The 21,509-nt window shown below is 57.6% G+C and carries 20 protein-coding genes and 1 riboswitch; of the genes, 10 read left to right on the plus strand and 10 right to left on the minus strand.

All coding sequences use genetic code 11. The features are described from left to right. Window positions 1–648 precede the first annotated feature (648 nt). Complete coding sequence (gene uvrB / locus ACQG0S_RS06655; RefSeq protein ID WP_003858519.1) at window positions 649–2,664, plus strand: excinuclease ABC subunit UvrB; 2,016 nt, start codon at window positions 649–651, stop codon at window positions 2,662–2,664. A gap of 78 nt (window positions 2,665–2,742) precedes the next feature. Here uvrB and yvcK read toward each other — a convergent pair whose 3' ends face one another. Further along, complete coding sequence (yvcK, locus tag ACQG0S_RS06660; protein WP_023299636.1) at window positions 2,743–3,651, minus strand: uridine diphosphate-N-acetylglucosamine-binding protein YvcK; 909 nt, start codon at window positions 3,649–3,651, stop codon at window positions 2,743–2,745. A gap of 226 nt (window positions 3,652–3,877) precedes the next feature. Further along, window positions 3,878–4,011: riboswitch (molybdenum cofactor riboswitch) on the plus strand. Between yvcK and moaA the strand changes: the two genes are divergently transcribed. The 6 genes from moaA (at window position 3,999) to ACQG0S_RS06690 (ending at window position 7,472) form a co-directional block, all read left to right on the plus strand. Further along, on the plus strand, window positions 3,999–4,988 hold the full coding sequence (gene moaA, locus ACQG0S_RS06665) for a GTP 3',8-cyclase MoaA (protein ID WP_022647500.1): 990 nt from the start codon (window positions 3,999–4,001) through the stop codon (window positions 4,986–4,988). It overlaps the preceding riboswitch by 13 nt. A gap of 24 nt (window positions 4,989–5,012) precedes the next feature. Continuing rightward, on the plus strand, window positions 5,013–5,525 hold the full coding sequence (moaB, locus tag ACQG0S_RS06670; protein ID WP_022647501.1) for a molybdenum cofactor biosynthesis protein B: 513 nt from the start codon (window positions 5,013–5,015) through the stop codon (window positions 5,523–5,525). 3 nt (window positions 5,526–5,528) lie between these two features. Then, the gene (moaC, locus tag ACQG0S_RS06675) at window positions 5,529–6,014 is read left to right on the plus strand and encodes a cyclic pyranopterin monophosphate synthase MoaC (protein ID WP_006809528.1); all 486 of its coding nucleotides are present in this window, start codon (window positions 5,529–5,531) and stop codon (window positions 6,012–6,014) included. Further along, on the plus strand, window positions 6,007–6,252 hold the full coding sequence (gene moaD, locus ACQG0S_RS06680) for a molybdopterin synthase sulfur carrier subunit (RefSeq protein ID WP_022647502.1): 246 nt from the start codon (window positions 6,007–6,009) through the stop codon (window positions 6,250–6,252). Before moaC ends, moaD begins: the two co-directional genes overlap by 8 nt. A 1-nt stretch (window position 6,253) precedes the next feature. Beyond that, a complete protein-coding gene (moaE, locus tag ACQG0S_RS06685) occupies window positions 6,254–6,706 on the plus strand; it encodes a molybdopterin synthase catalytic subunit MoaE (RefSeq protein ID WP_022647503.1) in 453 nt (150 codons plus the stop codon). A gap of 58 nt (window positions 6,707–6,764) precedes the next feature. Next, on the plus strand, window positions 6,765–7,472 hold the full coding sequence (locus ACQG0S_RS06690; protein ID WP_003858508.1) for a Bax inhibitor-1/YccA family protein: 708 nt from the start codon (window positions 6,765–6,767) through the stop codon (window positions 7,470–7,472). 532 nt (window positions 7,473–8,004) lie between these two features. On the opposite strand, the gene ACQG0S_RS06695 is transcribed toward ACQG0S_RS06690, so the two are convergent. Genes ACQG0S_RS06695 through ACQG0S_RS06705 form a run of 3 tightly spaced genes read right to left on the minus strand, consistent with a single transcriptional unit; the run spans window position 8,005 to window position 10,963 of the window. After that, the gene (locus ACQG0S_RS06695; RefSeq protein ID WP_003858505.1) at window positions 8,005–8,967 is read right to left on the minus strand and encodes a lysylphosphatidylglycerol synthase domain-containing protein; all 963 of its coding nucleotides are present in this window, start codon (window positions 8,965–8,967) and stop codon (window positions 8,005–8,007) included. Then, entirely contained in the window at window positions 8,967–10,205 is a 1,239-nt protein-coding gene (clsB, locus tag ACQG0S_RS06700; RefSeq protein WP_022647504.1) for a cardiolipin synthase ClsB, read from the minus strand. Before clsB ends, ACQG0S_RS06695 begins: the two co-directional genes overlap by 1 nt. Then, on the minus strand, window positions 10,202–10,963 hold the full coding sequence (locus ACQG0S_RS06705) for an endonuclease/exonuclease/phosphatase family protein (RefSeq protein ID WP_022647505.1): 762 nt from the start codon (window positions 10,961–10,963) through the stop codon (window positions 10,202–10,204). The genes clsB and ACQG0S_RS06705 overlap by 4 nt, the downstream gene beginning before the upstream one ends. 133 nt (window positions 10,964–11,096) lie before the next feature. On the opposite strand from ACQG0S_RS06705, the gene ACQG0S_RS06710 reads away from it, so the two are divergent. Next, window positions 11,097–11,507: a YbhQ family protein gene (locus tag ACQG0S_RS06710; protein ID WP_003858499.1), complete on the plus strand. Its 411-nt coding sequence runs from the start codon at window positions 11,097–11,099 to the stop codon at window positions 11,505–11,507. On the opposite strand, the gene ACQG0S_RS06715 is transcribed toward ACQG0S_RS06710, so the two are convergent. The 5 genes from ACQG0S_RS06715 to cecR are packed head-to-tail and all read right to left on the minus strand — an operon-like array spanning window position 11,469 to window position 17,157. Next, window positions 11,469–12,575, minus strand: a complete 1,107-nt coding sequence (locus ACQG0S_RS06715; RefSeq protein WP_022647506.1) for an ABC transporter permease — start codon at window positions 12,573–12,575, stop codon at window positions 11,469–11,471. The genes ACQG0S_RS06710 and ACQG0S_RS06715 overlap by 39 nt on opposite strands. Before the next feature lie 57 nt (window positions 12,576–12,632). Next, the gene (locus tag ACQG0S_RS06720) at window positions 12,633–13,766 is read right to left on the minus strand and encodes an ABC transporter permease (protein WP_022647507.1); all 1,134 of its coding nucleotides are present in this window, start codon (window positions 13,764–13,766) and stop codon (window positions 12,633–12,635) included. Then, window positions 13,756–15,495, minus strand: coding sequence for an ATP-binding cassette domain-containing protein (locus ACQG0S_RS06725; RefSeq protein ID WP_022647508.1), 1,740 nt, complete (start codon window positions 15,493–15,495; stop codon window positions 13,756–13,758). The genes ACQG0S_RS06720 and ACQG0S_RS06725 overlap by 11 nt, the downstream gene beginning before the upstream one ends. Further along, entirely contained in the window at window positions 15,488–16,483 is a 996-nt protein-coding gene (gene hlyD / locus ACQG0S_RS06730) for a secretion protein HlyD (RefSeq protein WP_038415716.1), read from the minus strand. Before hlyD ends, ACQG0S_RS06725 begins: the two co-directional genes overlap by 8 nt. After that, a complete protein-coding gene (gene cecR, locus ACQG0S_RS06735; protein WP_023299641.1) occupies window positions 16,480–17,157 on the minus strand; it encodes a transcriptional regulator CecR in 678 nt (225 codons plus the stop codon). Before cecR ends, hlyD begins: the two co-directional genes overlap by 4 nt. 204 nt (window positions 17,158–17,361) lie before the next feature. On the opposite strand from cecR, the gene rhlE reads away from it, so the two are divergent. Both rhlE and dinG read left to right on the plus strand, forming a co-directional pair. After that, window positions 17,362–18,744 (plus strand): ATP-dependent RNA helicase RhlE, encoded by a 1,383-nt coding sequence (rhlE, locus tag ACQG0S_RS06740; protein WP_017693771.1) that lies wholly within the window; start codon window positions 17,362–17,364, stop codon window positions 18,742–18,744. A 96-nt stretch (window positions 18,745–18,840) separates the two neighbouring features. Beyond that, on the plus strand, window positions 18,841–21,018 hold the full coding sequence (gene dinG, locus ACQG0S_RS06745; RefSeq protein ID WP_038415719.1) for an ATP-dependent DNA helicase DinG: 2,178 nt from the start codon (window positions 18,841–18,843) through the stop codon (window positions 21,016–21,018). On the opposite strand, the gene ACQG0S_RS06750 is transcribed toward dinG, so the two are convergent. Beyond that, window positions 21,005–21,508, minus strand: a complete 504-nt coding sequence (locus tag ACQG0S_RS06750) for a fimbrial protein (RefSeq protein ID WP_023299643.1) — start codon at window positions 21,506–21,508, stop codon at window positions 21,005–21,007. The two genes, dinG and ACQG0S_RS06750, sit on opposite strands and share 14 nt — an antisense overlap. Between the last annotated feature and the right edge of the window lies 1 nt (window position 21,509).

Raw genomic sequence — 21,509 nt, forward strand, 5'->3', positions numbered from 1 at the left:
TAACCCACTGCTAAAAGCTTAACGTTTGTTCGAATTGCACGCTCCCGGTGCCGTGCGTGTCGAATCGTGGTGCAGGGAAAATGACGGAATTGTGATTAAGATCTCGCCGGTTACTTATGAAAAAATGAACGTTTTCCAGGCAAAAAAGAGTGATAAAAATTTTTTACTGCCGCTTCGTGGGAAAAACCGGGAATTTGCTGGAGTGCATGCTGTACGGGCTGGAGGCAGTTATCCACTATTCCTGTGGATAACCTTGTGCATTAGAGTTAGAAAACACGCGATAAGCGAGAGAATACGCGGGTTACGCCCAAATTGATGCGAAACGCGGCTTTAGGAAATAGTCTATATTTTTTAACGAATTAGATAAAAGCAATTCCCTCAGCGCCAGCGACACCTGTTGCCATAAAACTTTCATAACCGCCCTTGACAAATGTTAAAAAAGTAATAGTTCTGGGGATAACCCCCTGAGGCTGGTGTTTTATATTGTCACAGTTGAAATTTAGCTCGCGAACGCACTAATCCTCTCTGCGCTACGCTAAATATCCTGACACGCTACTGGTTTTCCATCCAGTGTTTTTTACTGGCAATCCTGGCCACAACGAGTAAAATTACTCACCTGCCGCTTATTCTGTCATCAGGTCGTCGCCCATGAGTAAACCGTTCAAATTGAATTCTGCTTTCCGTCCTTCCGGGGATCAGCCCGAGGCCATTCGTCGCCTGGAAGAGGGGCTGGAAGACGGGCTGGCGCACCAGACCCTGCTGGGGGTAACCGGTTCGGGTAAAACCTTCACTATTGCCAACGTCATCGCCGATCTCCAGCGTCCTACTATGGTTCTTGCGCCGAACAAAACGCTGGCGGCGCAGCTGTATGGTGAGATGAAAGAGTTCTTCCCGGAAAACGCGGTGGAGTATTTCGTCTCCTACTACGACTACTACCAGCCGGAAGCCTACGTTCCCAGCTCCGACACGTTTATCGAGAAAGATGCCTCGGTGAACGAACATATCGAGCAGATGCGTTTGTCGGCGACCAAGGCGCTGCTGGAGCGTCGTGATGTGGTGGTGGTGGCCTCGGTGTCGGCGATCTACGGCCTGGGCGATCCGGATCTCTATCTCAAGATGATGCTGCACCTGACGCAGGGGATGATCATCGATCAGCGTGCAATTTTGCGCCGTCTGGCGGAGCTGCAGTACACCCGTAACGATCAGGCGTTCCAGCGCGGGACCTTCCGCGTACGTGGTGAGGTTATTGATATCTTCCCGGCGGAATCGGACGACATGGCGCTGCGCGTGGAGCTGTTCGATGAAGAGGTTGAACGCCTGTCGCTGTTCGATCCGCTGACCGGTCATGTGGAGTCGGTGATCCAGCGCTTCACCATCTACCCAAAAACGCACTACGTGACGCCACGCGAGCGTATCGTACAGGCGATGGAAGAGATTAAAATTGAGCTGGCAGACCGCCGCAAGGTGCTGCTGGCGAACAACAAGCTGCTGGAAGAGCAGCGCCTGAGCCAGCGTACCCAGTTCGATCTGGAGATGATGAACGAGCTGGGCTACTGCTCCGGCATTGAAAACTACTCACGCTACCTCTCCGGACGCGGGCCGGGCGAAGCGCCGCCGACGCTGTTTGACTACCTTCCGGCGGACGGCCTGCTGGTGATCGACGAATCCCACGTTACCATCCCCCAGATCGGCGGGATGTACCGCGGTGACCGCGCGCGTAAAGAGACGCTGGTGGAGTACGGATTCCGACTGCCGTCAGCGCTGGACAACCGTCCGATGAAGTTTGAAGAATTTGAGGCGCTTGCTCCGCAGACCATCTACGTATCGGCGACGCCGGGCAACTACGAGCTGGAGAAATCCGGTGATGACGTGGTGGACCAGGTTGTGCGTCCGACCGGGCTGCTGGATCCGATTATCGAGGTGCGTCCGGTGGCGACGCAGGTGGACGATCTGCTCTCGGAAATACGTGCCCGCTCTGCCATCAACGAGCGCGTGCTTGTGACCACGCTCACCAAACGTATGGCGGAGGATTTGACGGAGTATCTGGAAGAACACGGCGAGAAGGTGCGGTATCTGCACTCGGATATTGATACCGTGGAGCGTATGGAGATCATCCGCGACCTGCGCCTGGGCGAGTTCGACGTGCTGGTGGGTATCAACCTTCTGCGAGAAGGTCTGGATATGCCGGAAGTGTCGCTGGTGGCGATTCTGGACGCGGACAAAGAGGGCTTCCTGCGTTCCGAGCGCTCGCTGATCCAGACCATTGGCCGTGCCGCGCGTAACGTCAACGGGAAGGCGATTCTGTACGGGGATAAAATCACCCCGTCGATGGCCAAAGCGATTGGCGAAACGGAACGTCGTCGCGAGAAGCAGCAGCGCTATAACGAAGAGCACGGCATCACGCCGCAGGGGCTGAACAAGAAGGTGGTGGATATCCTGGCGCTGGGTCAGAACATTGCGAAGACCAAAGCGAAAGGCCGCGGCAAGGCCCGTTCAGTGGTGGAAGAGGATACCGTCGCGCTGACCCCGAAAGCGTTGCAGCAAAAGATCCACGAGCTGGAAGGGCAGATGATGCAGCACGCGCAGAATCTGGAGTTCGAAGAGGCTGCGCAAATCCGCGATCAGCTGCATCAGCTGCGGGATCTGTTTATTGCGGCATCGTAGTTTTTTGCCCGGTGGGGTTTTCTCCCTCTCCCTGTGGGAGAGGGCCGGGGTGAGGGCATCAGGCCGCACAAAACGAACCTAACCTAATGCCTGAATCGCCTTCTCCAGCGCCTCGCGCAGCAAATGGCGGTCGTGGCGATATTTAATATCGCTGGCTTCCAGCGGCTCCTGCACCACCACGCGATCGCCAATCCCCGACACATCTACTTTTGGCCCGACCACGACACCATCGATAATTTTCTTACCAACATACTGTTCCATCAGGTCCAGCTTATCCGCCAGCGACAGGCTTGCCGCGGCCGGACTGAGTTCGCGGCCTAAATTACCGATATAGACCATGGGCGCAGGCGTCCTGCGCAGCGCCTGCGCCAGCTCTTTCACCAGCAGGATCGGCATCAGGCTGGTATAAAAACTCCCCGGCCCAATCAGGATCAGATCGGCCTCGCCAATCGCTTCAACCGCTTCACGCGTTGCGGGTACGCTGGGGTAGGTCATCAGCTCTTTTGGCGGAAGAAGAAGCTGGTCGATATTCACTTCACCATACACTTCGTGATCGTCAGCATCGATCGCCATCAAATCTACCGGCTGTTCGGACATCGGGATCAGGAACGCATCCACTTTTAGCAGGTTACGAATTAAATTGATCGCTTCCAGAGGGCGCACGCTCAGGTGATCCAGCGCCTTTAACATCAGATTTCCAAGGTTATGGCCTGAAAGTTCGCCATTTCCCCCAAAACGGTACTCAAACATCGCCGAGGCCACGCTTGGCTCAGTAATGAGCTGGTTGAGGCAGTTGCGCATATCACCCCAGGCTATCCCGCCTTCAGCACGTCGGATCCGCCCGGTTGAGCCGCCGTTGTCCGTTGTTGTCACGATGCCCGTCAGGCGTGAGCCCAGTGACGATAACGACGACATAACCCGTCCCAGACCGTGACCTCCTCCAAGAGCGACCACGCGGTCCAGATCCGCAAAAGTGCGATTGCGCATACCTATTCCTTATCCTGTTAAGCTTGCGTCACAGTAACGCAACTACTCCTAAAAGACGATGCCTCTCACAAACCATAATGACGTATATCAATGCGAAAGCGCTGTTTTTGCGTATTCTGTAGTGAAAATGCACGATAACATCGTTATGTATAAATTTATATAGCGAAAAGCGACAATGGCGAAGTGGCGATTTCCACGCTACTATCGCCATAACCACGTTTTCAAAACTGAAAACATACACTCTAGCCCTGGCGCCTGTGTCGAGAGATATGGCGCCCTGGCCGTGGCGGATTTGCCACCAGGGTACAGAAAGAAATGACTGTGCCTCCCGATCTGGAAAGGTGTACATGGCTTCACAACTTACTGATGCTTTCGCGCGTAAGTTTTTCTACTTACGTTTGTCGATTACCGACGTGTGTAACTTCCGTTGCACCTACTGCCTGCCCGATGGCTACAAGCCGGGCAGCGTCACCAATAATGGCTTTCTCTCCGTGGAAGAAGTACGCCGCGTCACGCGCGCGTTCTCTGAACTCGGTACGGAAAAAGTGCGTCTTACCGGGGGAGAGCCCTCCCTGCGCCGTGATTTCCCTGACATCATTGCCGCCGTGCGTGAAAACGAACGTATCCGCCAGATAGCGGTGACCACCAACGGTTACCGCATGGCGCGTGACGTGGCGAACTGGCGCGATGCGGGGCTGACGGCGATCAACGTCAGCGTCGATAGCCTGGACGCCCGTCAGTTCCACGCCATTACCGGCCAGGATAAGTTCCAGCAGGTAATGGACGGCATCGATGCCGCGTTCACCGCCGGTTTCGACAAGGTCAAAGTCAATACCGTATTGATGCGTGATGTGAACCACCATCAGCTGGACACCTTTCTGGCGTGGATCAAACCGCGCCGCATTCAACTGCGTTTTATTGAGCTGATGGAGACCGGGGAGGGCAGCGAGCTGTTCCGTCGCCATCACATCTCCGGCATGGTCCTGCGTGACGAACTGCTGAAACGCGGCTGGATCCACCAGATCCGCCAGCGCAGCGATGGCCCGGCGCAGGTCTTTTGTCATCCGGATTATGAAGGCGAAATCGGCCTGATCATGCCCTATGAAAAAGACTTCTGTGCCAGCTGCAACCGCCTGCGCGTCTCCTCTGTTGGCAAGCTGCACCTCTGCCTGTTCGGGGATGGCGGCGTCGATCTGCGCGATTTGCTGGAAGACGACGCCCAACAGGACGCGCTTGAAGCACGCATTTCCGAGGCGCTGACGCACAAAAAGCAGACCCATTTCCTGCATCAGGGCAACACCGGCATTACTCAGAACCTGTCCTATATCGGCGGGTAATCAGGCTTTAGAAGGAACCAGAAGATGAGTCAGGTAAGCGCGGAATTTATCCCGACACGCATTGCTATTCTTACCGTTTCCGAACGTCGTGGTGAAGAGGATGATACCTCCGGCCACTGGCTGCGCGAGGCGGCACACGAAGCCGGGCACCAGATTGTTGATAAAGCGATCGTCAAAGAGAACCGTTACGCCATTCGCGCTCAGGTTTCACAGTGGATTGCGAGTGATGACGTCCAGGTTGTACTGATCACTGGCGGCACCGGCTTTACCGCAGGCGACCAGGCGCCGGAAGCGCTGCTTCCGCTGTTCGATCGCGAAGTAGAAGGCTTCGGCGAAGTGTTCCGCATGCTCTCATTTGAAGAGATTGGCACCTCTACGCTCCAGTCCCGTGCCGTCGCGGGGGTAGCGAACAAGACGCTGATCTTCGCCATGCCTGGCTCGACCAAAGCCTGCCGCACCGCGTGGGAAAACATTATTGCCCCGCAGCTGGATGCCCGTACCCGTCCGTGTAATTTCCATCCCCATTTAAAGAAATAAGCTATGTCACAACTGACCCACATAAACGCCGCTGGCGAAGCGCATATGGTGGATGTCTCCGCCAAAGCCGAAACGGTGCGCGAGGCGCGTGCTGAAGCGTTCGTCACCATGCTACCGGAGACGCTGGCGATGATTATCGACGGTAGCCATCACAAGGGTGATGTGTTTGCCACCGCCCGCATCGCCGGTATTCAGGCCGCTAAACGCACCTGGGACCTCATCCCGCTCTGCCATCCGCTGATGCTTAGCAAAGTGGAGGTAAATTTGCAGGCGCAGCCGGAGCATAACCGCGTGCGTATCGAGTCCCTGTGCCGCTTAACCGGGAAAACCGGTGTGGAGATGGAGGCGTTAACGGCAGCCTCCGTGGCGGCGCTAACCATCTACGACATGTGTAAAGCGGTGCAGAAAGATATGGTGATTGGCCCGGTGCGTCTGCTGGCAAAAAGCGGCGGCAAATCCGGTGATTTTAAGGTGGAAAGCCATGATTAAGGTGCTCTTTTTTGCCCAGGTCCGTGAGCTGATCAATACCGACAGCCTGACGCTGGACGGCTCTTTCGAAAACGTCGCCGCCCTGCGTGCGCATCTGGCGGCGCAAAGCGACCGCTGGGCGCTGGCGCTGGATGAAGGCAAATTGCTGGCCGCCGTGAATCAGACGCTGGTGGAGTTGACCCACCCGCTGGCTGATGGGGATGAAGTGGCCTTCTTCCCGCCGGTCACAGGGGGTTGAGATGACGGAAACCCGAATTCTGGTTGGCCATGAGCGTTTTAACGTGGGCACGGAATATGACTGGCTGGCCGGGCGCGACGAAGACGGCGCGGTCGTGACCTTTACCGGGAAAGTGCGTAATCATAATCTCGGCGACAGCGTAAAAGCGCTGACGCTGGAGCACTATCCGGGAATGACCGAAAAATCGCTGGCGGCCATTGTCGAAGAGGCGCGAGGCCGCTGGCCGCTGGGGCGCGTTACGGTTATCCATCGCATCGGCGAAATGTGGCCCGGCGAAGAAATTGTGTTTGTCGGCGTCACCAGCGCCCATCGCGGGAGTGCTTTTGCGGCGGGGGAGTTCATCATGGATTACCTCAAAACTAAAGCGCCGTTCTGGAAGCGTGAAGCGACGCCGGAAGGTGAGCGCTGGGTGGAATCGCGGGACAGCGACAAACAGGCTGCCAGCCGCTGGTAACAGGTTTACGTGGATGTGTTAGTCTTAACGTGTGTGTTAACTTAATCAGGAGTGAATCATGGACCGATTTCCGCGTTCCGATTCGATAGTACAGCAGACCCGTAGCGGGCTGCAAACCTACATGGCTCAGGTATATGGCTGGATGACGGTCGGCTTGCTGCTTACCGCGTTTATCGCGTGGTATGCGGCAAACACGCCTGAACTGATGATGTTTATCTTCTCCAGCAAAATCACCTTCTTTGGGCTGATTATTGCGCAACTGGCGCTGGTATTCGTGCTCTCCGGGCTGGTGCACAAGCTCAGTTCGGGCATGGCGACCACGCTGTTTATGCTCTATTCGGCGCTGACCGGGCTGACGCTCTCCAGTATTTTCATCGTTTACACCTACTCCTCCATCGCCAGCACCTTTGTGGTGACCGGCGGGATGTTCGGTGTGATGAGCCTGTACGGTTACACCACCAAACGTGACCTGAGCGGCTTCGGCAACATGCTGTTTATGGGGCTGATAGGGATTGTGCTGGCGTCGCTGGTGAACCTGTGGTTGAAGAGTGACGCGCTGATGTGGGCGGTGACCTATATCGGGGTGGTGATCTTCGTGGGCTTAACCGCCTACGACACCCAGAAACTGAAAAACATCGGTGAACAAATTGATGTTCGCGACAGTTCAAACCTGCGCAAATACTCGATTCTGGGCGCACTGACGCTTTATCTGGACTTCATCAACCTGTTCCTGATGCTGCTGCGTATCTTCGGCAACCGTCGCTAGTCAGGGTGGCGCTGTCTGATGCCCTCACCCTGACCCTCTCCCACAGGGCTGAGGGTTCCCCACAAATTAATGCGAGCACTGAGCAATCCCCTCGCCCCTCCGGGGAGAGGGTTAGGGTGAGTGGAACATACGGCGGTGGTGGTCATTCCGTTCACTTTATGTTCCTTGCTACTCTGTAACGACATGACCGGTGAACGTGCCAGGGTGGCTCAGTCGCCACCACCCTGGCGACCCGGGCTCCCGGCGGTAAATCGCCGCTTCGCGGTGCCCTCGGCTTATTCCTTCCGGCTTATCGGGTACGGGCGGAGGCAACGTCCCTGTAAAGCCGCCCTCTCGGCGCATCCCTGCGCCTCGCCCCGGCCGGAAGGCAAACGCCTCAGCGATTTACAGCCGGACCAGGGCATCGCTGACAGCCCTCAGTCATTTAGAAAGCAACTTTATTGCTTCTGCATAAAAAAATTACTGGGGATCCCTCAGCCCACAGGGAGAGGGAACAAACCCTAAAAACGGCAACGAAGTTGCCGTTTTGCTTTTATTTTGCCATCGCCTTCTCGTTTTTGGCGCGCAGCTTCTTCGCCCGACTCTCCAGCACCAGATAACAGACCGTTGCCAGCGCCAGCGGCAGGAAGTAGTAGATCATGCGGTACGCGAGCAGGGCAGCGATAATCGTCCCGTGAGACACATGCTCCCCTGCAAGCAGCGCGATAAACACCGCTTCCAGTACGCCGATCCCCGCCGGAATATGCACAATTACCCCGGCAATACTGCTTACCAGCAGCACGCCCAGCACGAAGAAGTAATTCACATCTTCGCCAATCAGCAGCCAGATAATGGCCCCCATCGCCATCCAGTTGGCGCTGGAAACCACCATTTGCAGGACGGCAAACTTCCATGACGGCAGCACCAGCTTCTGCCCTTTAATGGTCATATGACGACGTTTGGCAAAGGCGCAGGCCCAAAGGTAGGCGGCGATGATCAGCAGCAGTACGATGCCCAGAATGCGCAGGGTGGCCTCATCGATGTACCAGTGCGCAGGCAGTTGCACCACGCCAATGGTGAAAATCACCCCGCCGAGCAGGATATACCCCAGCCAGTTGGTGGTGATACTCAGCGAGAAAATACGCGTGATGGTGCCGCCCGGTAAGCCAAGGCGGGAGTACAGGCGATAGCGCATACCAATCCCGCCCACCCAGGTGCTCAGCGTCAGGTTAAAGGCGTAGCAGATGAATGACACCAGCATAACCTGCCGTTTGGCAAGCTTATGCCCGCAGTAGGCGCGTCCCAACAGGTCATAGCAGCCGTACATCAGGTAGCTCACAATCACCAGGCCAACCGCCCCCAGCAGGACTGTCCGGTTGTAGTTGCGAATAACCTTCCACACCTCTTCCCAGTCGACCTTTTGGGCATACACCACCAGCAGGACCGCGACGGCAATGAAGAACAGCCAGGTCAGGATTTTTTTCGCCAGCCGCCAGCGAGGATGAGATTTCGACATCAGGTTTTCCCTCCATCTTCCGCCTCTACGCGGTCCTGGGTTTCCATTTCGGGTTGCACTGGCGGATCCACCAGCGCCAGTTTCGGCGTATGCGCGGGCAGCCAGCCCACCATGGCCGGGAAGTGGCGCAGGAAGTGGAACACCACCACACCGATGCCAACGTTCCACCAGCTGCGTTTCGGCACCATGGACTCATCCACACGCACGCAGTCTTTATTGATCAGACCCTGAAGGTTATCGCGCAGGGTCTGATTAAACTGGCGATCGTGGATGATCAGGTTCGCTTCCAGATTGAGCGATAAGCTCAGCGGATCGAGGTTGCTTGAGCCAACGGTCGCCCAGTGGTCATCCATCACGGCCACTTTGCCGTGCAGCGGGCGGCGGCGATATTCATAGATCTGCACGCCGCTTTTGACCAGATAGCGATAGAGCAGACGCGCGCCCACCTTCACAATCGGCATATCGGGCTCACCCTGGACGATGAGCTTCACGCTTACGCCGCGTCGGGCCGCGTTGCGCATGGCGTGCAAAATCCGGTAACCGGGGAAGAAATAGGCGTTGGCGATAATCACCTCGCGCTTCGCGTTCGCCAGCATCTTCAGGTAGTGACGTTCGATATCGTCCCGGTGCTCCTCGTTATCCCGCCAGACGAACAGCGCCTGCGCCTCGCCGGGCTTGCGGTTCTCTTCCGGGCGATGGCGGCGTCGCCACCAGCGGCGTGCGGCCTCTTTGCCGGGTAAGTTTTCCAGCACGAACAGCTGGATGTCCTGTACCACCGGTCCCTCAATGCGGATCGCGTAGTCCTGTTTGGCCTCAGGACCGTAATCCGACATATGCTCGGCGGAGTAGTTAATGCCGCCCACGAAGGCCACCGTTTCGTCCACCACCACAATTTTGCGGTGCATTCGGCGGAACAGGTTGGTGCGCATCCCGAACAGACGCGGGCCGGGATCGTAATAGCGGAATACCACCCCTGCGGCGGTGAGCTCGTTAACAAATTCGTCGCTGAGATCCGGCGAACCATATCCGTCGAGCAGGACCTCGATTTTTATACCGCGACGAGCGGCTTGCAGCAGCGCGCTGTGCAACTGCCTGCCCACGTCGTCTTCAAACCAGATAAACGTTTCCAGAAAGACTTTCTGCTGTGCGTGGCTAATCGCCTCAAAGACTGCCGGATAAAAGTTATCGCCATTTTCCAGCAGCGTAATACGGTTACCTTCCTGCCATGTGCATTTCATAAGTGGATCTCCGCGCTGAGTGGGGCATGGTCGGAGAGATGTCGCCAGTTGAGTAAAGCCAGCGCCGTCGGGCTGCTGGCGTGGGCATTTTTTACGTAGATGCGGTCAAGGCGCAGCAGGGGGAAGCGCACCGGAAACGTCCGCGCGGGACGACCGCGTGAGCGGGTAAAAATCTCCTCCAGCCCCGCATTCACCTTCAGCGGATGATTGGCCCGCTGTCGCCAGTCGTTAAAATCACCGGCCACTACCACGGGCTCGCCCTCCGGCAGTGCATTGGTCCAGTCTGCCAGCATCTGTAGCTGAGCCTGACGGTGGGCCTCACGCAGGCCAAGATGAACGCAGCCCACATGAATGGGAAAATCGAGCGCCGGTGGCGTGATGCGGCAGTATAACAACCCGCGTTTTTCGCTCTCGCCAACGGAGACGTCCCGGTTCTCATAATGCTCGATAGGAAAACGCGACAGCACTGCGTTACCGTGATGCCCCTCCGGGTAGACCGCATTGCGCCCGTAGGCGTAATCGCTCCACATGGTATCCGCCAGAAACTCGTAATGGGGCGTGTCGGGCCAGTTTTCGAAATGCATCGGGTGCACTTCGTGCGCGCCCATGACCTCCTGAAGGCAGACAATATCGGCGCTGACGGTGCGTACCGCGTCGCGCAGCTCCGGTAAAATGAAGCGGCGGTTAAATGCTGTGAAGCCCTTATGAATATTTATCGTCAGCACCTTAAGCGAGAAATGCTGCGTTCTTTTGCTCATAAACACCTTCCTGGGTGACTATCCCGATGAAAATAAAGTGTAGTAGGCGTCACAAAAAGATGCGGCGTTACGGAATTTTCCGTAAAGTGCGGTAGTCTGAATTAGCAGAGAAAAATCCTTCAGGAGAGAAGCCATGAAGTGGCAACAACGCGTTCGTGTCGCAACCGGTTTGAGTTGCTGGCAGATAATGTTGCATTTACTGGTCGTGGCCGTACTGGTGATGGGCTGGATGAGCGGCACGCTGGTGCGTGTCGGCTTAGGGTTATGTGTGGTTTACGGCGTGACCGTGCTGTCGATGCTGTTTTTACAGCGTCACCACGACGCGCGCTGGCGTGAAGTGGGTGATGTGCTCGAAGAGCTCACCACCACCTGGTATTTTGGTGCGGCAATGATCGTCCTGTGGCTGTTGTCACGCGTGCTGCAAAACAACCTGCTGCTGGCCCTGGCGGGTCTGGCTATCCTCGCAGGGCCTGCGGTGGTGTCGTTGCTCACCAAAGAGAAAAAGCTACGCGATGTTTCGTCTAAACATCGCATAGGCCACTGAGCCCGTTGTGGCCGCGATGACCAGTAGCGGCCACAAACTTCCCCACACAATATCCAGACTCGCATCCTTCAGATAGATTTGCTTGGTGATATCCGTGAAGTGACGAATCGGGTTTATCCATGTCAGATCCTGTAACCACACCGGCATGTTCTCCACTGGCGACACGTACCCTGAAAGCAAAATCGCCGGCATCATAAAGACAAACACCCCGATAAACGCCTGCTGCTGCGTTGAGCAGAGCGCGGAAATCAGCAGCCCAAACCCCACCAGCGACAGGCCGTAAATCACCATCGTGAAGTAAAACAGCGCCAGCGATCCGGCAAACGGGATCTGGTACGCCCATATTCCCACCCCCAGCACGATGGTGGCCTGGAACGTCGCGACAATCAGTGCCGGCACCGCCTTGCCGACAAATATCTGCCATGTAGCGAGCGGCGAGACAAGCAGCTGATCCAGCGTACCTTGCTCACGTTCGCGTGCCACGGACAGCGAGGTGACAATCATCACGCCAATAGTGGTGATCATGGCGATTAACGACGGCACCACAAACCACTTGTAGTCCAGATTCGGGTTGTACCAGTTGCGCACCACCAGCTCGCTGTTGTTGGGTTTGGGTTTGCCCGCCATCAGCTCCTGCTGGTAGTCCTTCACTACCTGCTGCAAATAGTTCGCCGCTATCTGGGCACTGTTGGAGTTACGCCCGTCGAGGATCAGCTGCATCGGCGCGGTCTGGAAGGTGTCCAGATTGCGGGAGAAATCCGCCGGGAAGCGCACCAGCAATAATGCTTTCTGCGTGTCGATGGTGGGCTGGATCGCCTGCGGGCTTTGCAGCAGCAGGACATGGGTAAAGGCTTTGGCGCGGGCGAAACGCTGTGTCAGCTCGACGGAATGCTTGCCATTATCTTCGTTGTAAATGGCGATGGTGGCGTTGGTGACCTCCAGCGTGGCGGCAAACGGAAACAGTACAACCTGAAGCAGCACCGGCAGCACCAGAATGGCGCGGGTCTGCGGCTCGCGCAGCAAGGATTGCAGCTCTTTGCGGATCAATGTCCATAAACGGTGAAACATCGCGTCGTCCTCCTGTCGGGTGGCGCTTGCGCTTTCCCGACCTACAAAATCCGATGGCTAATCTAATCTTCTTTTCGTTTTCATCCACGTCAGCCCGATAAACATCACCGCCGACGCCAGCAAAAACAGGGTGTTGATAATCAGCACTACCGGGATGTTCCCCGCCAGAAACAGGCTTTGCAGGGTGCTCACAAAGTAGCGTGCCGGAATGATGTAGGTCACGGCACGGATCACCGCTGGCATACTGTCAATCTGGAAGATAAAGCCGGAGAGCATAATCGACGGCAGGAAGGCGGCATTAAGCGCCACCTGCGCGGCGTTAAACTGGTTGCGGGTGATGGTGGAGATCAGCAGCCCCATTCCCAGCGTGCTGAGTAAAAACAGGCTGGTAATAAAGAACAGCACCACCAGCGAACCGCGGTACGGCACGCCAAGAATAAATACCGAGACCAGCATACAGAGCAGCATCGCCAGCATGCCGAGGAAGTAGTAGGGGATCAGCTTGCAGAGCAAAAGCTCGACGCGCGTCACTTCGGTGGAGAGCAGCGCCTCCATGGTGCCGCGCTCCCATTCGCGGGCGATCACCAGCGAGGTGAGGATCGCGCCAATCACCGTCATGATGATAGTGACTGCACCCGGGATAATAAAATGCTGGCTGATGGCGGCGGGGTTAAACCAGTAGCGCGTCTGCACGTCAATCAGCGGTTCAAACTTCTCCCCCCGGTCTTCGGCGCGCTGCATCTGCCAGAGCTGCCAGATCCCCTCCGCATAGCCCTGCACGAAATTGGCGGTGTTCGGTTCGCTGCCGTCGGTGATCACCTGAATTGGCGCATCGGCGCCCGGGCGTGCCATGTTGGCGGCGAAATCGACCGGGATGACGATCAGACCGCGAATTTTACCGGCCTGCATTTTCTGGATCAGTTCCTGCCGGTTGTCGCTGATGGTGGCATCGATGTAGGGCGAGCCGGTCATGGCGTGGGTGAAGTCCAGCGCCTCTTCGCTCTGCTGCTCCAGCAGGATCCCAACCCGCAGCTTGCTGGAATCGAGGTTAATTCCGTAGCCAAAAATAAACAGCAGCAGCAGGGGGATCACCACCGCAATCAGCCAGCTGCTGGGGTCACGCACAATCTGCCGCGTCTCTTTGACGCACAGGGCGCGCACCCGGCGCCAGGAGAGGGCGTTACTGCGCATGAGGATTCTCCTTATCCCAGTCGTGGATGAGGGTGATAAACGCCTGCTCCATGGTCGGGTCCGGCTGTGCGTCGTCGGCGGCCTGCGCTTTCAGGTCGTCCGGCGTGCCGTGGGCAATCAGCTTGCCGCGATAGACCAGCCCGATGCGGTCGCAGTACTCTGCCTCGTCCATAAAGTGGGTGGTGACCATCACGGTCACGCCTTTTTCCACCATGCTATTGATATGCAACCAGAATTCACGGCGGGTGAGGGGATCCACGCCTGACGTAGGTTCATCAAGAAAGAGGATGTCGGGCTCGTGCATCAACGAACAGGCCAGCGCCAGCCGCTGTTTGAAGCCAAGCGGCAGCGCGTCGGTAGCGTGTGAGGCGATATCGGTCAGGCCAAAGGCGTCGCACATGCGGCCGATCTTCTCGTTCTGCGCCCGTCCCCGCAGGCCGTAGACGCCGGAGAAAAATCGCAGATTTTGCTCCACCGTCAGGTTGCCGTAGAGCGAAAACTTCTGCGCCATATAGCCCAGGTGCTGGCGCGCCTTGCCGGAGCTGACTTTGAGATCCATGTTCAGCACCAGCGCTTTGCCGGAGGTCGGTACCAGCAGGCCGCACATCATTTTAAAGGTGGTGGATTTCCCTGCACCGTTCGGCCCGAGCAGGCCAAATATCTCGCCGCGCTTCACGGCAAAATTGACGTTATCGGTGGCAGCGAAATCGCCGAATTTTTTGGTGAGCGATTTCGCTTCAATGACCGTTTCGCCCGGCGTGCCTTCCACCGTGTGCAGAATGGCGCCAAGCGGTGATTCTGAGGTTCCCGCCCCGCCCAGCAGATCGATAAACGCATCTTCAAAGCGCGGCGCGGTCTCTGTCATGTCGATTTCAGGCATCCCCTGCGCACGCCGGATATCGTCGGCGGTGGCCTCTTTTTTGAGGATCACGCGCACCGAACGGCCCTGAATCATCCCGTCGCTCACCTGGGGCAGCTTCAGCACCCGTTGCAGCAGCTTGCGGTTGGATTCCTGCGCGCTGTGTAGCAGAAAACTGCGCCCGGCCATGGTTTGCGTCAGCTCGGTGGGCTCGCCCTGATAGAGCAGTTCGCCTTCGTTCATCAGCAGCACGTCACGGCACTGCTCTGCTTCATCAAGGTAAGAGGTACTCCAGAGGATCAGCATGCCGTCACCCGCCAGCTCGTGCACCATCTGCCACAGCTCGCGGCGGGAAATCGGGTCCACGCCGACGCCGGGTTCATCCAGCAACAGCACCTTCGGTTCGCCCACCAGCGTGCAGGCCAGCCCCAGCTTCTGCTTCATCCCGCCGGAAAGTTTGCCCGCCAGCCGATCGGTGAACGGGCCGAGGGAGGTAAACGCCAGCAGACGCTCGAAGGTTTTCTGCCGGGTTTCGCCGGTAACGCTGCGCAGATCGGCATACAGGTTGAGGTTTTCCATTACCGTCAGATCTTCATACAGACCAAACTTCTGCGGCATATAGCCGAGTATGCCGTGGAGCGCCGCGTCGTCTTTGATGGGATCGAGGCCAAGCACGCTGGCGCTGCCTTCATCCGGCTTCAGCAATCCCGCCAGCATCCGCATCAGCGTGGTTTTACCCGCGCCGTCCGGCCCCACCAGCCCGGTCACATAGCCTTTCTGAATCGTACAGTTCAGCGGCGCGACCGCCGGTTTAGCCATTCCCGGGAAGCGTTTGACCAGATTATTGAGCTGGATAACCGCATCATTCATGTTGTTCCCCGTCGTTTAAGGTCACGGTAACAGGCATGCCCTGACGCAGCGCGTTGTCCGCATCGGTGACGATGATGCGCAGGCGATACACCAGGTCGGTACGCAGATCCGGGGTTTCAACGGTTTTTGGCGTGAACTCGGCCGTTGGGGAGACGAAGCCCACTTTGCCGTGATACGGCTTGTCCGGGCGACCATCGGTGTAGAGCAGCAGTTCGCGGCCCGGCTGCATCTGGCCAAGATTCGGCTCATCAATGTAAGCGCGCACCCACACCGGACGGGTTAAGGAGAGCGTTAACACGGTGCTGCCCGCGCTGAGCATGCTGCCCGGCTCCACGGCGCGGGTCATCAGCGTACCGTCAGACGGGGCGATTAACGTGGTGTCGTGCAGATCCAGCTCCGCCTGGGCTAACTGCGCCTGCGCCTGCTCAAGGCTGGCCTTCGCCTGGGCAATGTCCTGCGCGCGGTTACCGGTGCGGTACTGGCTTAACTTATCCTGGGCAGATTTCAGCGTCGCCTGCGCCTGGTCGCGGGATGAGCGCGCATTTTCCAGGTCGTTGGCGGAAATGGTGCGGCTTTTCCATAAGCCTTGCTGACGGTTATAGAAATTCTGCGCATAGTCATAGGCGGCTTTTGCCTGCTTAACGGCAGCGGCCGCCTGGGCGATCTCTTCATCACGATAGCCCGCCAGCATCAGGTCGTACTGCGCCTGAGCGACGGCGACGCCCGCTTTTGCCTGCATCAACGCGTTTTCAAACGGGGCTTTGTCCAGCATCCCCAGCGTCTGCCCGGTTTTGATGGCATCGCCTTCGTCAACGCTCAGCGAGGCCAGCCGTCCGCCGACGCGGAAGCTCATGTTCACGGTGCGGATATCCACGTTGCCGTACAGCGTCAGGCCACGATCCTGCTGGCTCTGATACCACAGCCAGCCGCCTGTTCCCGCAGCAAGCAAGACAACAACCACCAGAATGATGGCGACAGGTTTTTTCATGACTTCTGGCTCCTTTGCGTTAAGCCTTGCAGGATCAGATCAACGTGACAGGTAATGACCTGGCTAATTTGCGCGGCTTTATCCTCATCGAATTGTGTCCAGCCCGTACGTAACAGGATGGTCTCACGCCCCAGACGGAAGGCGAGCACTTCGCCCAGCAGGGCGTGGGTATGCAAAATGGTGTCCGTATCGCTGGCGTCCCGTCCGGTATAGGCGGCGATCAGCCGGGTCAGATGGCTATGCATCGGGGCGATCACCTGATCGTGCACCAGCTGGTACGCGGCAGTGGGGGAGAGCTGCTCGCGGGAGATAAATTTGCTCAGGTTCAGCGTATCGTCGTGCGTCAGCAGGCGGATCATGTTGTGACAGGCGTTAAGGATCAGCTGGCGGATGGCAACCCGGTCCGGCTCTGGCTGGCTGAACAGCGCGGTGGCTTCTTCCACGTGCGGGCGAAAGCTGGTGCCGATAAAATCCGCGATCCACTGGGCGCAGGCGAGGTATAAATCCTCTTTTGAGCCAAAATAGTAGGTAATGGCCGCAATATTCTGCCCGGCCTGCGCGGCGATATCCCGCGTGGTGGCATGCAGACCATACTCGCCAAACTGCGCCAGCGCGGCGGCGATAAGCTGACTTTTCGCCTGTTCGCCTTTGGTTGTCGTTGGGGTTGTATTCATAGCAGCATTAAAAATTAATCAATCGATTGATTAAGATTATGCCTGATTTGCGCAAACGTCGAGTCATCGCCGGGGATATTTTATGCGCCACGTCACAAAAGCTGCTACACTCCGCTCCTTCGCGACATTGTGGTTTTTGTCCTTCTATTCGTTATATCTCCCTGAAAACTACACCTGTGATGGTCGGGGCGGTTCGGAGTTTTTATGTCTTTTGATTCCCTTGGTCTGAACCCGGAAATTCTGCGCGCCATCGCAGAGCAGGGCTACGTTGAGCCAACCCCTATTCAGCAGCAGGCTATCCCGGCCGTTTTGCAGGGCCGTGACCTGATGGCAAGCGCGCAGACCGGTACTGGTAAGACCGCGGGCTTTACCCTGCCGCTGCTGGAGCTGCTGGTAAAAAACCAGCCACACGCCAAAGGCCGTCGTCCGGTGCGTGCGCTGATCCTCACCCCAACCCGCGAGCTGGCGGCCCAGATTGGTGAGAACGTGCGTGAATACAGCCGCTATCTCAACATTCGTTCGCTGGTAGTTTTCGGCGGGGTAAGCATTAACCCGCAGATGATGAAGCTGCGCGGCGGCGTCGACGTGCTGGTGGCAACCCCGGGGCGTCTGCTGGATCTCGAACACCAGAACGCGGTGAAGCTCGATAACATCGAAATTCTGGTGCTGGACGAAGCCGACCGTATGCTCGACATGGGCTTCATCCACGACATTCGCCGCGTGCTGGCGAAGCTGCCGACGCGTCGTCAGAACCTGCTCTTCTCCGCGACCTTCTCCGACGAGATCAAGGCGCTGGCGGAAAAGCTGCTGCATAACCCGCTGGAAGTGGAAGTCGCGCGCCGCAACACCGCCTCCGAGCAGGTGACGCAGCACGTGCATTTTGTAGATAAGAAGCGCAAGCGGGAACTGCTCTCCCAGATGATCGGCCAGGGCAACTGGCAGCAGGTGCTGGTCTTTACCCGCACCAAGCACGGCGCCAATCACCTGGCGGAACAGCTGAATAAAGATGGCATCCGCAGCGCGGCCATTCACGGCAACAAGAGCCAGGGCGCGCGTACCCGCGCGCTGGCAGACTTCAAGTCTGGCGACATACGCGTGCTGGTGGCAACCGACATCGCCGCACGCGGTCTGGATATCGAAGAGCTGCCGCACGTGGTGAACTACGAGCTGCCAAACGTGCCGGAAGATTACGTTCACCGTATCGGCCGTACCGGACGCGCGGCGGCAACCGGGGAAGCGCTCTCTCTGGTTTGCGTGGATGAGCACAAGCTGCTGCGCGACATCGAACGCCTGCTGAAGAAAGAGATCCCGCGTATTGAAACCCCGGGCTATGAAGTTGACCCGTCAATCAAAGCCGAGCCAATTCAGAACGGTCGTCAGGGTGGCGGGCGCGGTCAGGGCGGCGGTGGTCGCGGTCAGCAGCCGCGTCGTGCCGAAGGCGGCGCGCCGAAATCTTCGGGCAAACCGCCGCGTCGTAATAACGACAGCAAACCGGCCGGTGAAAACCCATGGCGTAGCGGCGAAGGGAAACCGGCAGGCGAGGGGCAGCGCCGACGCCGCCCGCGTAAGCCTGCTAACCCGCAGTAATCTGGAAGCCCGGTCGTAAAGCCGGGCTTTTCTTTTTGCGGCAGCGGAGAGAAAGTGCCACAATAGTGGCTGTTTATACAGTATTTCAGGTTTCCGATGGCTTTAACCGCTGCGCTCAAGGCGCAAATTGGCGCATGGTATAAGGCGCTACAACAGCAGATCCCCGATTTTATTCCCCGAGCCCCGCAGCGGCAGATGATTGCCGACGTGGCAAAAACGCTCGCCGGGGACGACGGGCGACATCTGGCGATTGAAGCCCCGACCGGCGTCGGGAAAACCCTGTCGTATCTTATTCCCGGCATTGCCATCGCGCGGGAAGAAGATAAAACGCTGGTGGTCAGTACCGCTAACGTGGCCTTGCAGGATCAGATCTTCAGCAAAGATTTGCCGCTGCTGCGCAAAATTATCCCCGATTTACGGTTTACCGCCGCCTTTGGTCGCGGGCGCTACGTCTGTCCGCGCAATCTGGCGGCTCTGGCCAGCAGTGAACCCTCCCAACAGGATCTGCTCGCGTTTCTTGATGACGAGCTGACGCCAAACAACAAGGCGGAGCAGGAGCAGTGCGCAAAGCTGAAGGCCGATCTCGACGGTTACAAGTGGGACGGCCTGCGGGATCACACCAACCAGGCGATCGGCGACGACCTGTGGCGCAGGCTCAGCACCGATAAAGCAAGCTGCCTGAACCGTAACTGTCACTACTATCGCGAGTGCCCGTTCTTTGTCGCCCGGCGTGAGATTCAGGAAGCGGAGGTGGTTGTCGCCAACCACGCGCTGGTCATGGCTGCACTGGAGAGTGAAGCGGTCCTGCCGGAGCCCAAAAACCTGCTGCTGGTGCTCGATGAAGGCCATCATCTGCCCGACGTGGCGCGAGATGCGCTGGAGATGAGCGCGGAAATTACCGCCCCGTGGTTTCGCCTGCAACTGGATCTGTTCTGCAAACTGGTGGCAACCTGCATGGAGCAGTTCCGTCCGAAAACCACGCCGCCGCTGGCGGTCCCGGAGCGGTTGAGCGAGCACTGTGAAGAGGTGTACAGCCTCATCGCCTCGCTGAATAATATTCTTAACCTGTATCTCCCCGCCACCCAGGAGGCGGAACACCGCTTTGCGATGGGTGAGTTGCCGCAGGAAGTGATGGAGATTTGCCAGCAGCTGGCGAAGCACCTGGAAAAGCTGCGCGGGCTGGCGGAGATGTTCTTAAACGATCTCAGCGAGAAAACCGGTACTCACGACGTGGTGCGTTTGCACCGCATTCTGCTGCAAATGAATCGTGCGCTGGGGATGTTTGAAGCGCAGAGCAAACTCTGGCGGCTGGCTTCGATGGCGCAGGCGTCCGGCGCGCCGGTGACTAAGTGGGCCACCCGCGAAGTACGAGACGGGCAGGGACATCTCTTCTTCCACTGCGTGGGCATCCGCGTGGCCGATCAGCTGGAAAAGCTGATCTGGCGCAGCGTTCCGCACGTGGTAGTGACGTCAGCGACTCTGCGTTCCCTGAACAGCTTCTCAAGGTTGCAGGAGATGAGCGGCCTGAAAGAGAAAGCGGGCGACCGCTTTGTGGCCCTGGACTCGCCGTTCAACCACTGTGAGCAGGGCAAGCTGGTCATTCCGCGCATGAATTATGAGCCGCTTATCGATAACGAAGAGCAGCATATTGCGGAAATGGCGGCCTACTTCCGCGAGCAGGTTGAGAGTAAAAAATACCCCGGTATGCTGGTGCTGTTTGCCAGCGGTCGGGCGATGCAACGCTTCCTGGAGCACGTCACCGATCTGCGCTTACTCCTGCTGGTGCAGGGCGATCAGCCGCGCTATCGGCTGGTGGAAACCCACCGTAAACGCATTGATAACGGCGAGCGCAGCGTGCTGGTGGGGTTACAGTCCTTTGCGGAAGGGCTTGATTTGAAAGGCGACTACCTGACGCAGGTGCATATCCATAAAATCGCCTTCCCGCCCATCGACAGCCCGGTGGTGATCACCGAAGGCGAATGGCTGAAAAGCCTTAACCGTTATCCGTTTGAAGTGCAAAGCCTGCCTGCAGCGTCGTTTAACCTGATTCAGCAGGTCGGGCGCTTGATCCGTAGCCACGGCTGCTGGGGCGAGGTGGTGATTTATGACAAACGACTGCTCACCAAAAACTACGGCCAGCGGCTGCTGAATGCGCTGCCGATCTTCCCGATTGAGCAGCCGGACGTGCCGGAAGTAAAAAAACGCCCGACAAAACTGGCTGCCGGGCGTCGAAAAAGCTTCCGTGCTAAGGGGCGCGGTCCTACTGGTAAGTGAAGGTCACCTGGATCACGCTGCTGAACGTGCCGGCAGAGATGGGCATCGAGGTGGCGTAATAGCGTGCGGCCAGTGGGAACGTGGCCGTGTGGTCTGACGGGTTTATGGCAGCGTTAAAGGCGGCCTGCGGGGCAATCAGTATCTTGTCCTGACGATCTGCCAGCTCCAGTGCCAGCCCCTTTGCGCTACCGAGATTGGCAAATTTGGTGGGATGGGTGCTGTCGGCCTGACCGTAGAAAAAGGCGGTGGCAAGCGCCAGCGTGGCCGGGCAGTGCGACACCGAAAGGGAAAAGTCCTTCCACTCGCCGGTATCGCCCACGTCTTTAAAACTACCCGATGCCGCCTGGCCTAAGTCCACCGTCAGGTTGCGGCTGGCACTGTCAATGACGCACGTGTTGGCGTAAATGTTACCCGTCATCTGGATCTGTATATCATCGGCGTGGGCCTGGGCGATCAGCCCCAGCGCGAGAATCAATGCGGTTTTTTTCATG

Source organism: Enterobacter cloacae complex sp. 418I7 (genome assembly GCF_050030705.1).
GTDB lineage: Bacteria > Pseudomonadota > Gammaproteobacteria > Enterobacterales > Enterobacteriaceae > Enterobacter > Enterobacter intestinihominis.

Bases quoted from the DNA above. Each gene is read 5' to 3' on its own strand.
- uvrB (WP_003858519.1), top strand. From the start codon at position 649: ATGAGTAAACCGTTCAAATTGAATTCTGCTTTCCGTCCTTCCGGGGAT.
- hlyD (WP_038415716.1), bottom strand. From the start codon at position 16,483: ATGAAAAAACCTGTCGCCATCATTCTGGTGGTTGTTGTCTTGCTTGCT.
- clsB (WP_022647504.1), bottom strand. From the start codon at position 10,205: ATGAAATGCACATGGCAGGAAGGTAACCGTATTACGCTGCTGGAAAAT.
- moaE (WP_022647503.1), top strand. From the start codon at position 6,254: ATGACGGAAACCCGAATTCTGGTTGGCCATGAGCGTTTTAACGTGGGC.
- ACQG0S_RS06710 (WP_003858499.1), top strand. From the start codon at position 11,097: ATGAAGTGGCAACAACGCGTTCGTGTCGCAACCGGTTTGAGTTGCTGG.
- dinG (WP_038415719.1), top strand. From the start codon at position 18,841: ATGGCTTTAACCGCTGCGCTCAAGGCGCAAATTGGCGCATGGTATAAG.
- ACQG0S_RS06725 (WP_022647508.1), bottom strand. From the start codon at position 15,495: ATGAATGATGCGGTTATCCAGCTCAATAATCTGGTCAAACGCTTCCCG.
- ACQG0S_RS06715 (WP_022647506.1), bottom strand. From the start codon at position 12,575: ATGTTTCACCGTTTATGGACATTGATCCGCAAAGAGCTGCAATCCTTG.
- cecR (WP_023299641.1), bottom strand. From the start codon at position 17,157: ATGAATACAACCCCAACGACAACCAAAGGCGAACAGGCGAAAAGTCAG.
- ACQG0S_RS06720 (WP_022647507.1), bottom strand. From the start codon at position 13,766: ATGCGCAGTAACGCCCTCTCCTGGCGCCGGGTGCGCGCCCTGTGCGTC.
- moaB (WP_022647501.1), top strand. From the start codon at position 5,013: ATGAGTCAGGTAAGCGCGGAATTTATCCCGACACGCATTGCTATTCTT.
- moaC (WP_006809528.1), top strand. From the start codon at position 5,529: ATGTCACAACTGACCCACATAAACGCCGCTGGCGAAGCGCATATGGTG.
- ACQG0S_RS06750 (WP_023299643.1), bottom strand. From the start codon at position 21,508: ATGAAAAAAACCGCATTGATTCTCGCGCTGGGGCTGATCGCCCAGGCC.
- yvcK (WP_023299636.1), bottom strand. From the start codon at position 3,651: ATGCGCAATCGCACTTTTGCGGATCTGGACCGCGTGGTCGCTCTTGGA.
- rhlE (WP_017693771.1), top strand. From the start codon at position 17,362: ATGTCTTTTGATTCCCTTGGTCTGAACCCGGAAATTCTGCGCGCCATC.
- moaA (WP_022647500.1), top strand. From the start codon at position 3,999: ATGGCTTCACAACTTACTGATGCTTTCGCGCGTAAGTTTTTCTACTTA.
- moaD (WP_022647502.1), top strand. From the start codon at position 6,007: ATGATTAAGGTGCTCTTTTTTGCCCAGGTCCGTGAGCTGATCAATACC.
- ACQG0S_RS06695 (WP_003858505.1), bottom strand. From the start codon at position 8,967: ATGTCGAAATCTCATCCTCGCTGGCGGCTGGCGAAAAAAATCCTGACC.
- ACQG0S_RS06690 (WP_003858508.1), top strand. From the start codon at position 6,765: ATGGACCGATTTCCGCGTTCCGATTCGATAGTACAGCAGACCCGTAGC.
- ACQG0S_RS06705 (WP_022647505.1), bottom strand. From the start codon at position 10,963: ATGAGCAAAAGAACGCAGCATTTCTCGCTTAAGGTGCTGACGATAAAT.